The following is a 14,394-nucleotide window of genomic DNA, read 5'->3' on the forward strand; positions in this document are numbered from 1 at the left end:
GGGGATGCGCCGAGCCTGGGGGAAGGGTCAGGAAGTGCTGAGGGCCGGGATGACCGTGCTGCCGTAGGCGTCGATGGTGCGCTCGCGCGCGTCGTGCATGTTGTAGACGGCGAACTGGTCCACGCCCAGCCGGCGCAGCGCGCGCAGTTTCTCGATGTGCGCCTCGGCGGGTCCCAGCAGGCAGAACCGGTCGACGATGTCGTCGGGCACGAAGTCGGTGTCGGGGTTCCCGGTCCGGCCGTGGTGGGCGTAGTCGTAGCCCTGCCGCGCCTCGATGTACGAGGTGAGTTCGGCCGGTACGAACCCGGAGTCGGACCCGTACTTGGCGACCAGGTCCGCGACGTGGTTGCCGACCATGCCGCCGAACCACCGGCACTGGTCGCGGGCGTGCGCGAGGTCGTCGCCCACGTACGCCGGGGCGGCCACGCAGATCTTGACGTCGGCGGGGTCGCGGCCGGCGTCGGCGGCGGCGTCGCGCACCGCCCGGATCATCCACTCCGTCAGGAACGGGTCGGCGAGCTGGAGGATGAACCCGTCGGCCTTCGCCCCGGCGAGGGCGAGTGCCCTCGGCCCGTACGCCGCCATCCACACCGGCAGTCTGCCGTCCCGCACCCAGGGGATCCGCAGCGACTGCCCGCCGACCTTGGCCTCCCGTCCTTCGGCGAGGTCGCGGATGACGTCCATGGCCTCCCCCAGCCGGGCCAGGGTGTTGGGCCTGCGTCCCGCGACCCGCATGGCGGAGTCGCCGCGGCCGATGCCGCAGACGGTGCGGTTGCCGTACATGTCGTTGAGGGTGGCGAAGGTGGAGGCGGTGACCTCCCAGGTCCTGGTCCCGGGGTTGGTCACCATCGGCCCGACGATCAGCCGCTCGGTGTGCTCCAGGATGCGGCTGTAGATCACGAACGGCTCCTGCCAGAGCACGGCGGAGTCGAAGGTCCAGCCGTAGCTGAAGCCGTTGCGTTCGGCGCGGCGCATCAGTCCGACGACCTCGGTCGCGGGCGGGTCGGTCTGGAGGACGAGTCCGAAGTCCATCGGCATGAAGGGGGTACCTCCTGGTTCGGGTACGCGCCGGGCGGGTGGATCGGGAGATGCGGCACCCGCACGGTGCGATGCGTTCCGGTTTCGGTAGCTCTATCCACTTCGGACCGCGCCGAACCTCGTCCGGCGACGCCTCGCGCGCGGCCCGCCAACAGGCCGGGAAGTGACCCATCGTGGACCTGGTTCCCGGCCTTGGCAAGGGTGCGGCGGCAAGCGGGTCGACGCGCGTCCACCTGTCGCGGTCGCCGAGGGGTACGGTGCCGGGTCAGCCGGTCGCGCCGGAGGTGTCCGCCCCGTCGGGGGCGGAATTCCGGCCAGCGGCGGTCTGCTCGCCGAGGGCGGTGAGCCCACCGAGGGCGGCGGCGAGGGTGTCCTGGTCCGCGTCCGGCAGCCAGCGTCCCGCGTGCACCATGTGCAGGGCCGTGACCAGCCGCGTCCGGTCCTCGTCGGTGCCGAGGTCGGTGAGGTAGGCGGGCAGGATCAGCCCGAGCGCCTTGAGGTCGCCGCGGGCGCACAGGCTGCGGAAGAGGTCCGCCAGGGTGTCGTCCACGGCGGAGCGCGCCCGCGTGGTGCGCCCGGTGGCCCGGAGCCCTTCGGCCGTCGCCATGCGGATGCCGTCGCCGTAGGGTCCCGGTGGGACCGCGCCGATGTGGGCGGCGGCCGACTCGTAGTGCGCGTGCGCCTTCTCGGGGCGGTCCAGGTCCGCGTACGCCTTGGCCATGTTGAGGTGCAGGGACGCGTAGAAGCCGGTGACCCGGTCGTCGCCGACCAGGTCGGCGCGGTCCAGGCACTCCTGGTTCCAGTGCAGGGTCTCCTCGGGGGTGGGCTGGTGGCGGGCGAGGTAGTGGGCGGCGATACAGGCCTCGTAGTCGTCCGCCGCGCGGTCCCAGGCCTGCCGGAAGAGTGCGCGTGCGTCGTCGTCGCGCCCTTCGGCCTCGGCACGCATGCCTCGTGTGCAGAGCTCGACGACGGGGTTGTGGGGGTCCATGGGCGGGTCCTTCCGGGGAAGCGGGGTGCGGGTCGGGGTGTACGGGAGGGGCGGTGGGGCCGGATCGGTTCAGCTGCCGTCCGGGGCGGCCCGGCGGACCGGCATCACCAGGGTGGTGAAGCTCCCCTGGTCGGCGGAGCGCACGACCACCGACAGGTCGGGTGCGGCGATCTCCAGCAGCACGTCGGGCCCCACCCCCGCGTCGAGCGCGGGCAGGAGCACGGCCGGGTCGAAGGCGACGGTGACCGGCGGACCGGTGCGGACCGCCGGCAGGACCGTGCTCGACCCGCTTGATTCGAGGGTGAGTTGCTGACCGTCGCCGCGCAGCACGACGGGCGAGCCCGGCTCCCGCGTCCCGGTCGCCAACTCCCCGACGGCCGCGGCGAGCGCCGTGCGGTCCGTGAGGACGCGGTGCCGGGCGGCGGGGAGGTGGTCCAGCATCTGCCGGTGGTCGGGGAAGGGGCCCGCCGCGACGCTCTGCCGCCGCTCGTCCCCGTCGCCGTACAACCGCACCTCGCTCGCGCCGATCCCGATGCGCAGCTCCGGCACCCGGACCGCCCAGGCGGCGAGCTCCGTCAGCTCGTCCACCTCCAGCAGTACATGGCATGCGGCGCCGGTGAAGTCCGCCGGGCGCAGCGCGCGGATCGCGAGCCGGTAGCGGTCGGTGGCGACGAGACGCACCTCCTGGTGCTCGCACTCGACCAGTACGCGGCCCAGCACGGGGAACTCCTCGCGCGCGGCGCCGCGGGCGGCGGCCGGCGCGACCTGGCGGACCGCGCTGGCCAGTTCCGCCCCGCCGAGCCGGACCGTGGCCCGGGGCGCACCGCTCTCCCCGGGCAGTGCGCCGAGGATCTCCGCGATCACGGCGCGGGCACTGTCGGCGGTCTCCCGAGCCTTCCTGGCGTGCGCCTCCAGCACAGCCCGTGCCTCGGCGCGGGGGCCGTCGAGCACGGCCGCCGCTGAGGTGAGCGGCAGCCCCGCCTCGCGCAGCCGCCGGACCAGGACCGCACGGTCCTGCTGGCCGGGGGCGTAGTACCGGTAGCCGGTCTGCTCGTCCACGTGGGCGGGGCTCAGCACTTCGCAGTCGTCGTAGAACCGCAGTGCGCTGGGCGCGAGGCCCACCCGTCGGGCGAAGGCGCCGATGCTCATCAGCGCGTCGTGGTCCTGTCTTTCTTCCATGCGGCCGATTGTCTGCGTTCAAGCTGCTTGAAGGTCAACACGGGCGTTCCGGCCCGGTCCGTGGGCGGTGGCTAGCGGAGCCGGGCGACCGGATTCCCGGGCACGGGCACGGGGCGCTCCGGGGCGCTCCTGCGGGCGCGCCGCATCGCCCTGGAGGGCCACCAGCTGGCGTCGCCGAGCAGGATCATCGCCGAGGGCAGGATCATCACGCGGATGACGAAGGCGTCCAGCAGGACCGCGACCGCGAGGCTGAAACCGATCTGCTTCATCTCGGCGAGGTGCAGCAGGACGAAGCTGGAGAACACCGTCACCATGACGACCGCGGCGCTGGTGACCACCTTCGCCGAGCTCTCGATGCCGTCCAGCACCGCCTTGCGCGTGGGCACTCCGCCCAGTGCCGCCTCCCTGATCCGGCTGACCACGAAGACCTGGTAGTCCATCGAGAGGCCGAAGAGGATCACGAAGAGGAACAGCGGCACCCGGGAGCCGATCGCGCTGGTGGCGCTCTCGTCGAAGCCGAACAGGGCCGAGGCCAGGCCCCACTGGAAGAAGACCACGAGCAGACCGAACGCGGCGGCCACGGAGAGCAGGTTGAGCAGCACGCCGAGCAGTCCGAGGACCACGGAGCCGAAGACCAGGGCGGTCAGCAGGAAGGTGAGCAGCAGCAGGAACCCGACGACCAGCGGCAGTTTCGCGTTCTGGTGGGCGAGGTAGTCGGCGTCCTGCGCGGAGGTTCCGTCGACGCCGTAATCGGCGCCCTCGACCCTCCCGACGGTGGCGGGCAGGTAGTCCTCGCGCAGGTGCCGCAGCGAGTCCTTGGTCTCCTGGGCGCTGAGCCGGTGCGGGACGCTCAGGTTCAGCACGCTCACCCGGCCGTCTGCGGACGTGCGCAGTTCGGGCTCCTTGCGGGAGAACGCGGGGTCGGATCGGACGGTCTTGGTCAGGTCGGCGAGCGCGGCGCGCAGCTCGTCCCGCCGGCCGGCGTCGACCCGTACGACGACCCAGTGCTCGGCGAGCAGGTCGGGGAAGGCGTCGTTGAGCCGGTCGTAGGTCTTCATCTCCGGGATCTCCCGGGAGTGGGTGTCCTTGTTCAGGACGCGCAGTTCCATGCCGAGCGCGGGGAGCGCGAGGCCCGCCATCACCAGGACGGACACCACGAGCGTGGCCACCGGGTGGCTGCGCGCGGGCCGCAGCAGGGCACTCCAGAGCCGGCCGGTCTCCTGCGCCGGCCTGCGCCGCCGGGGCTTTCCGCCGGTGTCCGCGGCGCGGGCTGCCCGGCGGTCCTGCCGGTGTCCGATCCGGACGAGCAGGGCGGGCAGGACGGTCACCGAGCTGATCATGGCCGCGAGGACGACGACGATGGTGCCGACGGCGAGCGAGGAGAAGATGACGTCGGTGGCGAGGAAGAGCGTCGCGGTGGAGATGATCACGGCGAGGCCGGAGACCGTGATCGCCCGGCCGGAGGTCGCGGCGGCGATGCCGACCACGGCTTCGGGGCTGAGCCGGCCGGCCGCCCTCTCCCGTTCCTCGCGTTCCCGCTTGAGGTAGAAGAGGGTGTAGTCGACGCCGACGGCCATGCCGATGAGCAGGATGACGTTCATGCCGACGCCGGTGTCGGGGAGCAGGTGCGAGGCGGCCATGTAGAGGCCGAAGGCGCCGGCGATCGAGGTGAGCGCGAGCAGCAGCGGCACACCGATCATGATCAGCGAGCCGAAGACCAGGAACAGGGTGACCAGGGTGACGGGGAAGGAGATCAGCTCGGAGGTCGCGAGGTCGGAGCTGCGCTGACTGTCGAGTCCCTTGCTGACCGAGGCGTCGCCGGTCTCCTCGACGCGCAGGTCGGGGTGGGCCGCCCGCACCTGTGCGGTCTGCTCCAGGAGCGGGTCGACGAACGCCTTCACCTCCCGCTTGACGCCCTTCATGGTCACTTCGACCCTGAGCATGTCGCCGTTCTCGGAGCGCACCGGGGCTGCCACGTCCAGCACTTGGGGCAGCTTCCGCATCCGGGCGGTGATGTCCCGGGCCGCGTCGGCGGCCTTCGCCTCGTCCAGCGGCCCGGCCTTCGAGGTGATCATGATCTGCTCGGACGGCCGCTCCAGCACTCCGGCGTCGGTCGCGATGGCCTCGGCGCGTCCCGACTCGCCGACCTGGAAGTCCTGGGCGGTCGCGTTGCGGGTGCCCAATCCGATGCCGACGGCCAGGCACAGGGCGACGAACACGAACCACCCCGCGATGGCCCGGCCCGGGTGTAAGGCGCTCCAGTTCGCCACCCTCACGGTGATCGGCTGCTTCTCCACGGTGCCCAGCTCCTTAGTGAGGGTCACTTCTGTCCGACGTATGTAAGACGAGACTTACAGGTGGAGCATGAAGCCGTCAACCGTAAGTCGATACGAGGACCTGGCCGCCGGACCACCCGACCCCACCTCGGCTTCACCCCGGCCTCACCGGCGAACGGCCCAACCGGCCGATGATTGACAGGAATTCAGGCCATGTGTAAGTCTCAGCTTACATACTCCGGGCCGTCGATGAGGGTGAGCCGACGAGCGGGGGCCGGTCGGCCTCGTTCGCCACCGCGGGACACGCACCGCGCCTGCGCGTCATGTACGAACCGGCGGAGTTCCCCCCGCACTTGACCGAGAAGACCGTCGTTGCGGCTGTCGCGGCAGAGACCGAGGAGCGCAGTGACGCGAAGGGAAACGCCACATGACCGGCGCCGTCATCACCATCGCCATCATCCTCATCCTCGTCGGCGGCAGCACGGCGGGCGTGATCTCGTACTTCCGGCTGCAACGCCACCGGGCGGACGCGGTGGCCATGGCCCACTACCGCAGGCTGGCCGAGCAGTCGACCGCCCAACTGGAGCTGCTTCAGGACCGGTTGTCGCTGATCGACGGACGGCTCAAGGAGATCGAGAACCTGCTGCGGAGCGTGGGATGACCAACAGGCTCAGGGCCGGCCGCCGGCTGCCGCACCGCTCCAATCCCTTCCGGATGCTGCTTTCCGCCGCGACCTGGCGGGCCACCGGCTATCTCGCCGGCCATCTGGTGGCCGGGCCCGCCCTGTTCGTCGTGACGGCGGCGGCCCTGCTCATCGCCTTCGCGTTCAGCCAGTTCACCCTCACCGTGGCCCTCACCATCGGCTCCGCCTGGGCGGTGCGCTGCTGCGCCCAGGTCGAGCGGGGGCGGGCGGTACTGGTCGACGCGCCGATCCCCCACGCGTACCGGACGGCCGCCGAACCGGGCCTCTCAGGGCACCTCAACGCCCGCTTCACCGATCCCGTGCTCTACCGGGACCTGGCCTATCTCGTCCTCGCGTTCCCGTTCCTGCTGCTGGTGGACGCACTCGTACTGGCCCTCTGGCTGCCCGTGCTGGCCGGGGCCGCACTGCCCCTGTGGTTCTGGTCGATCACCAACCGGCAGACGGACGGGTCCCTCCGGGAGGGCGTGCGGCTCGGCGCGTCCGACGGCAGCGGTCCCGGGATCTGGATCGACTCCTGGCCCGCCGCGCTGCTCGCCTCGGCCGTCTTCCTCGTCGTCGCCATGTACGCGGCCTACGCCGTGGTGGCCGCCGCCCGGCTGAACCTGACCGTCGCCCACGTCCTGCTCCGGCCGCCGCGGGACCCGCTCGCCGCCGCCAAGCGGGTACTCGCCGGGCCGGGCCCGCTCGGGCCGGCGCTCCCGGAACACGGGCCCGCCCCCGCCACCGAGGACGCCCCCGCCGAGGACGCCTCCGGCGAAGGGGACGGCGCCCCGGCAGGACGGGGAAGGCTTACGGCGTCCGGGAGTTCGACGGTACCCCCGCACTGAGCACCCGTACCGAGCGTGCCGGGGCCACGGGGACATCGGCGAACAGGCGGGTACTGGAGGTCAGTCGACGCTGCGCAGCAGTCCCTCCACGGCCTCGACCCGGTTGCCCAGCCCGGCCAGCTGGTCGTGCAGCGCCTTCTGTCCGGCGACGGCCTCCTCGGCCAGCCGGCGGTACTCGGCCAGGGCCACGGCGTCCGCACGGTGGCGCTGGAGCCTGAAGTACGCGACCGCGCTCACCGTGATGCCCCCCACGACGATCAGGACAATGGCGATGGCTATGACGGCACCGGTCATGCGCGGCTCTCCCCCTTCAGCTCTCTGCGGCCGACGGGTCCGCCGGCCCGGCGACGGCACCCTCGTCCCCCGCCTCGGCCGCACGCTCGTCCGCGAGCACGGCCGCAAGGATCGTATCGACGTTCAACTGAAGGTCGAACGGCGCCAGTTCGAAGTACTTGAGCGCCTTGCCGTCCTCCGACAGCTCCAGGCTGCCGACGACGATCCCGGCCTTCTCCAGACGTTCCAGGTGCATGTAGAGGAGCGGACGGGAGATCTTGAGGCGGCGCGCCAGCTCGCTGACGTACATCCGCCCCTCGGAGAGTTCGACGATGACCCGGAGGCGCTGGGCGTGGCCAACGGCGGCGAGGACGGCCAGAAGCTCCTCACTGGTCATGATCCACCTCTGGCATTCCGGGAACTTTGAGCCGAGTTTAGGCCGAGAGCCGCCGTCGGCACGAACGGGCCGCCGAACCGTCGGACGTGCGCCTTTGAGCGCGCGCGAGCGTGGTGCCCCCGGGCCGGTCCGGCAGTTCGACGCGCCGACGCCCCTGCCCCCGGAGGCCTTCGCCACCCTACGGACCGACGTCCCGCACGCCAACACCGAGGACGCGGACGGTGCGCGGCTCGACCTGGCCGAGGGGCTGCGTCCGGCCCTCACACCCCCGTACGAACCGCCGAGCGGCGGCCCCACTTGCGCTCGCTGCCCGCCCCCAGCAGCGAACCGAGCACCGCGCCCACGCCGATGGCGGCCACCGACGCCACGGTCAGCACCAGGTACTGCGTGGCCCCGGGCACTCCCAGGACGAGTTGGAGCAGGCTGCGGTACAGGTCGGGGCCGGGCAGCACACTGCCCGCGATGCCCGGGATCAGCACGGCCCGCGCGGGCACCGCGACCCGTGGCCCGATCACCGCGGACACCGCGCCCATGACGGTCGTCGCCAGCCCTGTCGCCAGCGGGACCGACCAGTCCAGCTGGGCCGTGCCGAACACCTTCACCCCCGCCCCGACCAGCGCCGCCGCCATCGCCCAGGGCACCAGGCGCGGACCGCCGCCCATGAAGACGGCGTTGCCCAGGGCACCGACGCCGCTGGTGACCAGGGTGAGCCAGACGGGCAGCGCGGCGAGCGTGGTGGCGCGCGCGTCCGAGTCGAGGCCGCGCAGCAGGAAGGCGACGGTGAGCAGGCCGCACGCCATGGCGGCGAAGAACGTCAGCAGGCTCACCGAGCGGGCCGCCGCCATCGAGCGGAAGCCGTCGATCGCGTCCTCGGTGAGCGAGACCACGGTCAGGATCGGCAGCATCAGGATCACGTTGGCCGCGACCAGGCTCGCGCCCTCGTGCCCGCTGAGCACCCCGAAGTGGATCAGCGTCATGGTGCCCGCCATGAGGAGGGCCGTCTGCACCGCAGTGACGTAGAACGAGGGCAGTCCCGCGCGTCCCAGGGCCCACGCGGCACGGTTGGTGACCAGGAACAGCAGGGGCGACAGCAGCGCCGCGCGCGTCGTGCCGGACGCGAGGACGCACAGCATGGCGGCCAGTACGGCGCCTCCGCACAGCGCGAACCACCACGGCCACCGTCCCGGGGCCGACACCTGCCGGTCCAGCGCCGCCTTCGCGTCCGCGGGCGCGAGCCGGCCGCCGACGATCCGTACGGTGAGCCGCTCCAGCGCGGTCAGCCGGCCGAGGTCGCGGGTGTCCTCCGAGCCAAGGACGATCAGCATCACGACGGGCGCCCGTTCGGGTGGCGCGTACTGCACCTGCAAGGACCGCCCGGAGATGTCGACCTCCAGATCCTGCATGCCCCACGCGGCGGTCACCGCGACGGCGGCCGTCTGGATGTCCCGGGTCGACGCCCCGGCCAGGAACAGCTCCCGGCCCAGCCGCAGCACGAACCGCAGCACCTCGGCGGCCTGCCGGGCGCCGAAGTCGCGCGACGGCGGGAAACGGACCTCCTCGTACGCCGTCCCGTGCAGCCGGTCCAGCAAGGTCGCCTCGTTCTGCCGCAGCCGGTCCAGCCGCGCCTGCCGGACGTGCGCCCGGGACCGCCACCGGGAGAGTCTGCCCCACATCTCCACTCCACCTGCTCGAAGCGCCGCCGCGCGCCCCCGGCCCCCACCTCGGCCCCCGTACCCGCTCCCGCCCTTCCCTCGCATCCGGACGTGAGGTGCGCCCCTCACCTGCGGCGAGGCTAAGCCCGCCCACCACCCCGTGCCACACGACCCGCCCCCACCCCGCCCCACGCCACTCCCGGCACCGATCTCCCCACTCGCCCCGCCCAGCAAGCCATGGAAAGGTGCATCCACACCACGCACCCCACCCACCACTCCGCCTCCCCCACCCACCACCAGAGGACGGCTCCGTTGCGCGACCTGCCCCAGCCCGTGCTGAGTCCCCTGACCACCGCCTCGCTCTTCCTCGTCCTCACCGTCGAACCGGGCGGCGAACCCGTCGCCCGGGAGCTGCTCGCCGACCTCTCGGGGCTGCGGCGCACGGTCGGGTTCGGGCACCCGGACGGGCGGCTCGGCGTCGTGGCGGGCATCGGCTCACGCGCCTGGGACCGGCTGGTGGCCGGACCGCGCCCCGCACGGCTGCACCCGTTCCGCGAGGTGCGCGGCGCCCGCCATCACGCCCCGGCCACCCCGGGCGACCTCCTGTTCCACATCCGGGCCGCCCGCGCGGACCTCTGCTTCGCCCTCGGCGCGCAGATCATGGACCGGCTGCGGGGCTCCGTCTCGCTCGCCGACGAGGTGACCGGTTTCAGCTATCTGGACCAGCGCGACCTGCTCGGCTTCGTCGACGGCACGGAGAACCCGGTCGGCCCGGAGGCGGAGGACGCCGTACTGATCGGCTCCGAGGACCCGGACTTCGCCGGGGGCTCGTACGTGATCGTGCAGAAGTACCTGCACGACCTGGACGCCTGGAACCGGCTCCCCGTCGAGGAGCAGGAACGGATCATTGGGCGCCGCAAGCTCGACAACACGGAGACCGACACGCCCGGCTCGCACGTCGTCCTGAACACCCTCACCGACCCGGACGGCACCGAGCGCAAGATCCTGCGCGACAACATGCCCTTCGGCAGCCCCGGCAGGGCCGAGTTCGGCACCTACTTCATCGGCTACGCCCGGACGCCCGACGTCACCGAGGAGATGCTGCGCCGCATGTTCCTCGGCCACGACGGCGCCACCCACGACCGCATCCTCGACTTCTCCACCCCGGTCACCGGCACCCTCTTCTTCGTCCCCCCGGCCGGCCTCCTGGACGACCTGCCGGGCACGGACGACACCGAGGAAGCGGCCGACCGCCCCTGACACGGCAGGCCCGCCCGAGGGCCGATGACGCCCCCGGGCGGACCGCCTCCCCCCTCACCGCAGGTACTGCGAGATCCCCCGCGCCAGATACGCCCCGTGCCCCGCCCGTCCCGTGAACTCGCCCCGGTCGAGCACCACTTCGCCCCGTGACAGCACGGTTTCCACCCTGCCGGTGATGTTGCGTCCCTCGTAGGCCGAGTAGTCCACCGCCATGTGGTGCGTCGCCGCCGAGAGGGTCTGCTGGGCGGTGGGGTCGTAGATGACGACGTCGGCGTCCGCGCCCGGTGCGATGGTGCCCTTCTTGCCGTACAGGCCGAACATCCGGGCCGGGGCCGCGCACGCGATCTCGATCCAGCGGCGGCGGGTGATGTGGCCGTCCACGACGGCCTGGTGGAGGAGGTCCATGCGGTTCTCGACGCCCGGCAGGCCGTTGGGGATCTTGGAGAAGTCGCCGCGGCCCAGTTCCTTCTGGCCGGAGAAGCAGAACGGGCAGTGGTCGGTGGAGACGACCTGGAGGTCGTTCGTGCGCAGGCCCCGCCACAGGGCCTCCTGGTGGTCCTTCGGACGCAGCGGCGTGGAGCACACGTACTTGGCGCCCTCGAAGTCCGGCTCGGCCAGGTTGTCGGTGGAGAGGAAGAGGTACTGGGGGCACGTCTCGCCGAAGACCGGCAGCCCCTCGTTCCGGGCCCGGGTGATCTCCGCGAGGGCCTCCCGCGCCGAGACGTGGACCACGTACAACGGCGCGCCCGCCACCTGCGCCAGCTTGATCACCCGGTGCGTGGCCTCCGCCTCCAGCAGGGCCTTGCGGACCTCGCCGTGGTAGCGGGGGTCCGTCTCGCCGCGCTCCAGGGCCTGCTGTACGAGGACGTCGATGGCCAGGTCGTTCTCGGCGTGCATCATGACCGTGCCGCCGTTGCCCGAGGCCCGCTGCATGGCCCGCAGGATCTGCCCGTCGTCACTGAAGAAGACCCCGGGGTAGGCGGTGAACAGCTTGAAGGAGGTCACCCCCTCCCCCACCAACTGGTCCATCTCCTTCAGCGAGGACTCGTTCACGTCGGCCATGATCATGTGGAAGCCGTAGTCGATCGCGCACTTCCCGTCGGCCTTCGCGTGCCAGGCGTCCAGGCCCGCGCGCAGGCTCTGGCCCGGGGACTGGATCGCGAAGTCGATGATCGTGGTGGTGCCGCCCCAGGCCGCGGCCCGGGTGCCGGACTCGAAGGAGTCGGCGGCGAAGGTGCCGCCGAAGGGCATCTCCATGTGGGTGTGGGCGTCCACGCCGCCCGGGATCACGTACTTGTGGGTCGCGTCGATGACGTGCTCGGCCGTCCACTGCTGGGTGCCCGGTGCCGCCAGGGCGGCGATCCGGCCGCCCTCGACGAGTACGTCGGCGTGGATCTCCTCGGCGGCCGTGACGACGAGACCGCCGGTGATCAGAGTGCGTGTCATGGCGTGCGCCTCCTGTGCCGGGTGTCCCGTCGCCCCGGACCTGTTGTCGAGACTGGTTGTCGAGCCGGACGAGCGGGGTCAGACCGTGTGCAGGGCCCGTTCGAGGACGGACGCGCCCTCCTCGGCCTCCGCCACCGTGAGGGTGAGCGGGGGTGCGATGCGCAGCACGCTGGTGTTGTGGCCGCCGCCCTTGCCGAGCAGCAGGCCGCCCTCGCGGGCCGCCTCCAGTACGGCGCCGGCGGCCTCGGGCCACGCCCGGTCGGTGCCGGGGCGGACGATCTCGATGCCCGCCATCAGGCCCCGGCCGCGTACTTCCCGTACGGCGGGGACGCCCGCCCCGATCGCGCGCAGGCGTTCCAGGAGCAGGCCGCCCACGCGTCGGGCGTTGCCCTGGAGGTCGTGTTCGAGGAGGTACGTGAGGTTGGCGAGGCCCGCGGCCATGGTGACGGGCGAGCCGCCGAAGGTGGAGATGGAGCCGGAGTCGACGCAGTTCATGACCTCGGCTCGGGCGACGACACCGCCGATGGACATGCCGTTGCCGATGCCCTTGGCGAAGGTGAGGATGTCCGGCGGGCCGTTCTGCGCGTGTGCCTGCCAGCCCCAGAAGTGGTCGCCGGTGCGGCCCCAGCCGGTCTGCACCTCGTCGGCGATCCACAGGATGCCGTGCCGGTCGAGGACCTCGCGGAAGGCCGCGTACAGGCCGTCCGGCGGGGAGGTGAAGCCGCCGACGCCCTGGACGGGTTCGGCGATGAGGGCGGCGACCTGCCCGCGGGTCTGGCCGAGCACGTCCTCCAGGTCGGCGACGCACGCCTCGATGAACTGGGCGTCGGAGAGCTGCGCGTACGGCCCGCGGTGCCGCACGCCGCCGTGCACGTACAGCGTCTGGAGCGGCGAGAGGCTGGTGGGCGACCAGTTGCGGTTGCCGGTGAGGCCCACGGTGGCGAAGGAGCGGCCGTGGTAGCTGTTGCGCATCGCCAGCACCTGGTTGGACCGGCGGTACGAGGTGGCCAGCAGGAGGGCGGTGTCGTTGGCCTCGGTGCCGGAGGTGGTGAAGAAGACGCGGGCGTCCGGGATCCCGGAGAGGTGGGCGATCCGCTCCGCCAGGTCGACCATGGGGCGGTTGAGGTAGAGGGTGGAGGAGTGGATGAGGCGGCCCGCCTGCTCGGCGACCGCCTTCGTCACCTCGGGGAGGGCGTGGGCGGTCATCGTGGTGAGGATGCCGCCGAAGAAGTCCAGGTACTTGCGGCCCTCGGCGTCCCAGACGTGCCGGCCCTCGCCGTGGGTGAGTTCGAGGGGGTTGCGGTAGTAGAGCGCGAGCCACTCGGGCAGGACGGCCTGGTGGCGGGAGTGCAGGTCGGTCACGGCTGAACCAGTCCTTCGTAGGCGTCGGGGCGGCGGTCGCGGTAGAACGCCCACTGGTGGCGGACTTCCTCGATGAGATCCAGGTCCAGGTCCCGGACCACCAGTTCCTCGGCCTTGTCGCTGGCCCTCTCGCCGACGAACTGGCCGCGCGGGTCGACGAAGTAGCTGGTGCCGTAGAAGTCGTTGTCGCCGTACTCCTCCTGGCCGACGCGGTTGATCGCGGCGACGAAGTACTCGTTGGCGACGGCCGCGGCGGGCTGTTCCAGCTGCCACAGGTGGGCGGAGAGGCCGCGGGAGGTGGCGGAGGGGTTGTAGACGATCTGCGCCCCGCCGAGGCCCAACTGCCGCCAGCCCTCGGGGAAGTGGCGGTCGTAGCAGATGTACACGCCGACCTTGCCGACGGCGGTGTCGAAGACCGGCCAGCCCGCGTTGCCGGGTTTGAAGTAGTACTTCTCCCAGAAGCCCTTGACCTGGGGGATGTGGTGCTTGCGGTACTTGCCGAGGTAGCTGCCGTCGGAGTCGATGACGGCGGCGGTGTTGTAGTAGAAGCCGGAGCTCTCGCGCTCGAAGACCGGCACCACGATCACCATGCCGGTCTCGCGGGCCAGCTCCCGCATCCGGACGGTGGTGGGGCCCTCGGGGACCGCCTCGGCCCAGCGGTAGTGCTCGGGCTCCTGCACCTGGCAGAAGTAGGGGGCGTTGAACACCTCCTGGAAGCCGATGATGCGCGCGCCCTGCCGGGCGGCCTCCCGGGCGTGCTCCTCGTGCTTGGCGATCATGGATTCGGTGTCGCCTGTCCAGGTGGCCTGGACCAGGGCGGCGCGTACGACATTGGCCATGGCTCGTCTCCGTTCGCGACCGGGCGACGCCCCGCCTGCCCGACGGGACGTCAGAGACCCTCTACGCCCGTAGAGTCGGGACGTGGATGCTTGAACGTAAGCCGCCGGGGAGGGCGGGGCAAGACCATCACCGCGAACCCGCGGAGTCGATCTT

Annotated in this window: 13 protein-coding genes; 3 read left to right on the forward strand and 10 right to left on the reverse strand. The window is 72.0% G+C overall.

Annotated features, from left to right (window positions below):
- Positions 1–27 precede the first annotated feature (27 nt).
- From ACFYVL_RS06795 to ACFYVL_RS06810, 4 genes are all read right to left on the reverse strand, one after another.
- Positions 28–1,032 (reverse strand): TIGR03842 family LLM class F420-dependent oxidoreductase, encoded by a 1,005-nt coding sequence (locus ACFYVL_RS06795; protein WP_389241817.1) that lies wholly within the window; start codon positions 1,030–1,032, stop codon positions 28–30.
- Positions 1,033–1,303: 271 nt separating this feature from the next.
- On the reverse strand, positions 1,304–2,026 hold the full coding sequence (locus ACFYVL_RS06800; protein WP_389241732.1) for a hypothetical protein: 723 nt from the start codon (positions 2,024–2,026) through the stop codon (positions 1,304–1,306).
- A 69-nt stretch (positions 2,027–2,095) separates the two neighbouring features.
- On the reverse strand, positions 2,096–3,205 hold the full coding sequence (locus tag ACFYVL_RS06805; RefSeq protein ID WP_389241733.1) for a MerR family transcriptional regulator: 1,110 nt from the start codon (positions 3,203–3,205) through the stop codon (positions 2,096–2,098).
- A gap of 71 nt (positions 3,206–3,276) precedes the next feature.
- Positions 3,277–5,529 carry an MMPL family transporter gene (locus ACFYVL_RS06810; protein WP_389241734.1) on the reverse strand — a complete coding sequence of 751 codons (2,253 nt, stop codon included), beginning with the start codon at positions 5,527–5,529 and terminating at the stop codon, positions 3,277–3,279.
- A gap of 379 nt (positions 5,530–5,908) precedes the next feature.
- Here ACFYVL_RS06810 and ACFYVL_RS06815 point away from each other — a divergent pair, with 379 nt between their 5' ends.
- Both ACFYVL_RS06815 and ACFYVL_RS06820 read left to right on the forward strand, forming a co-directional pair.
- Positions 5,909–6,142, forward strand: a complete 234-nt coding sequence (locus ACFYVL_RS06815) for a hypothetical protein (protein ID WP_389241735.1) — start codon at positions 5,909–5,911, stop codon at positions 6,140–6,142.
- Positions 6,139–7,011 (forward strand): sensor domain-containing protein, encoded by an 873-nt coding sequence (locus tag ACFYVL_RS06820; RefSeq protein ID WP_389241736.1) that lies wholly within the window; start codon positions 6,139–6,141, stop codon positions 7,009–7,011. Before ACFYVL_RS06815 ends, ACFYVL_RS06820 begins: the two co-directional genes overlap by 4 nt.
- 60 nt (positions 7,012–7,071) lie before the next feature.
- On the opposite strand, the gene ACFYVL_RS06825 is transcribed toward ACFYVL_RS06820, so the two are convergent.
- From ACFYVL_RS06825 to ACFYVL_RS06835, 3 genes are all read right to left on the reverse strand, one after another.
- Complete coding sequence (locus tag ACFYVL_RS06825; RefSeq protein ID WP_389241737.1) at positions 7,072–7,305, reverse strand: hypothetical protein; 234 nt, start codon at positions 7,303–7,305, stop codon at positions 7,072–7,074.
- 16 nt (positions 7,306–7,321) lie between these two features.
- Positions 7,322–7,681 (reverse strand): ArsR/SmtB family transcription factor, encoded by a 360-nt coding sequence (locus tag ACFYVL_RS06830; RefSeq protein WP_389241738.1) that lies wholly within the window; start codon positions 7,679–7,681, stop codon positions 7,322–7,324.
- 260 nt (positions 7,682–7,941) lie between these two features.
- Positions 7,942–9,354 carry a threonine/serine exporter family protein gene (locus ACFYVL_RS06835; RefSeq protein ID WP_389241739.1) on the reverse strand — a complete coding sequence of 471 codons (1,413 nt, stop codon included), beginning with the start codon at positions 9,352–9,354 and terminating at the stop codon, positions 7,942–7,944.
- A gap of 216 nt (positions 9,355–9,570) precedes the next feature.
- Between ACFYVL_RS06835 and ACFYVL_RS06840 the strand changes: the two genes are divergently transcribed.
- Positions 9,571–10,593: a Dyp-type peroxidase gene (locus tag ACFYVL_RS06840; RefSeq protein ID WP_389241740.1), complete on the forward strand. Its 1,023-nt coding sequence runs from the start codon at positions 9,571–9,573 to the stop codon at positions 10,591–10,593.
- A 54-nt stretch (positions 10,594–10,647) separates the two neighbouring features.
- On the opposite strand, the gene hydA is transcribed toward ACFYVL_RS06840, so the two are convergent.
- The 3 genes from hydA to ACFYVL_RS06855 form a co-directional block, all read right to left on the reverse strand.
- On the reverse strand, positions 10,648–12,039 hold the full coding sequence (gene hydA / locus ACFYVL_RS06845; RefSeq protein WP_389241741.1) for a dihydropyrimidinase: 1,392 nt from the start codon (positions 12,037–12,039) through the stop codon (positions 10,648–10,650).
- 78 nt (positions 12,040–12,117) lie between these two features.
- On the reverse strand, positions 12,118–13,401 hold the full coding sequence (locus ACFYVL_RS06850; protein WP_389241742.1) for an aspartate aminotransferase family protein: 1,284 nt from the start codon (positions 13,399–13,401) through the stop codon (positions 12,118–12,120).
- A complete protein-coding gene (locus ACFYVL_RS06855) occupies positions 13,398–14,240 on the reverse strand; it encodes a nitrilase-related carbon-nitrogen hydrolase (RefSeq protein ID WP_389241743.1) in 843 nt (280 codons plus the stop codon). Before ACFYVL_RS06855 ends, ACFYVL_RS06850 begins: the two co-directional genes overlap by 4 nt.
- Between the last annotated feature and the right edge of the window lie 154 nt (positions 14,241–14,394).

The organism is Streptomyces sp. NPDC004111 (assembly GCF_042874215.1).
Taxonomy (GTDB): Bacteria; Actinomycetota; Actinomycetes; order Streptomycetales; family Streptomycetaceae; genus Streptomyces.

Coding starts and splice junctions, on each gene's coding strand:
- ACFYVL_RS06795 (WP_389241817.1), bottom strand. CDS start 1,032: ATGGACTTCGGACTCGTCCTCCAGACCGACCCGCCCGCGACCGAGGTC.
- ACFYVL_RS06800 (WP_389241732.1), bottom strand. CDS start 2,026: ATGGACCCCCACAACCCCGTCGTCGAGCTCTGCACACGAGGCATGCGT.
- ACFYVL_RS06805 (WP_389241733.1), bottom strand. CDS start 3,205: ATGGAAGAAAGACAGGACCACGACGCGCTGATGAGCATCGGCGCCTTC.
- ACFYVL_RS06815 (WP_389241735.1), top strand. CDS start 5,909: ATGACCGGCGCCGTCATCACCATCGCCATCATCCTCATCCTCGTCGGC.
- ACFYVL_RS06820 (WP_389241736.1), top strand. CDS start 6,139: ATGACCAACAGGCTCAGGGCCGGCCGCCGGCTGCCGCACCGCTCCAAT.
- ACFYVL_RS06825 (WP_389241737.1), bottom strand. CDS start 7,305: ATGACCGGTGCCGTCATAGCCATCGCCATTGTCCTGATCGTCGTGGGG.
- ACFYVL_RS06830 (WP_389241738.1), bottom strand. CDS start 7,681: ATGACCAGTGAGGAGCTTCTGGCCGTCCTCGCCGCCGTTGGCCACGCC.
- ACFYVL_RS06835 (WP_389241739.1), bottom strand. CDS start 9,354: ATGTGGGGCAGACTCTCCCGGTGGCGGTCCCGGGCGCACGTCCGGCAG.
- ACFYVL_RS06840 (WP_389241740.1), top strand. CDS start 9,571: ATGGAAAGGTGCATCCACACCACGCACCCCACCCACCACTCCGCCTCC.
- hydA (WP_389241741.1), bottom strand. CDS start 12,039: ATGACACGCACTCTGATCACCGGCGGTCTCGTCGTCACGGCCGCCGAG.
- ACFYVL_RS06855 (WP_389241743.1), bottom strand. CDS start 14,240: ATGGCCAATGTCGTACGCGCCGCCCTGGTCCAGGCCACCTGGACAGGC.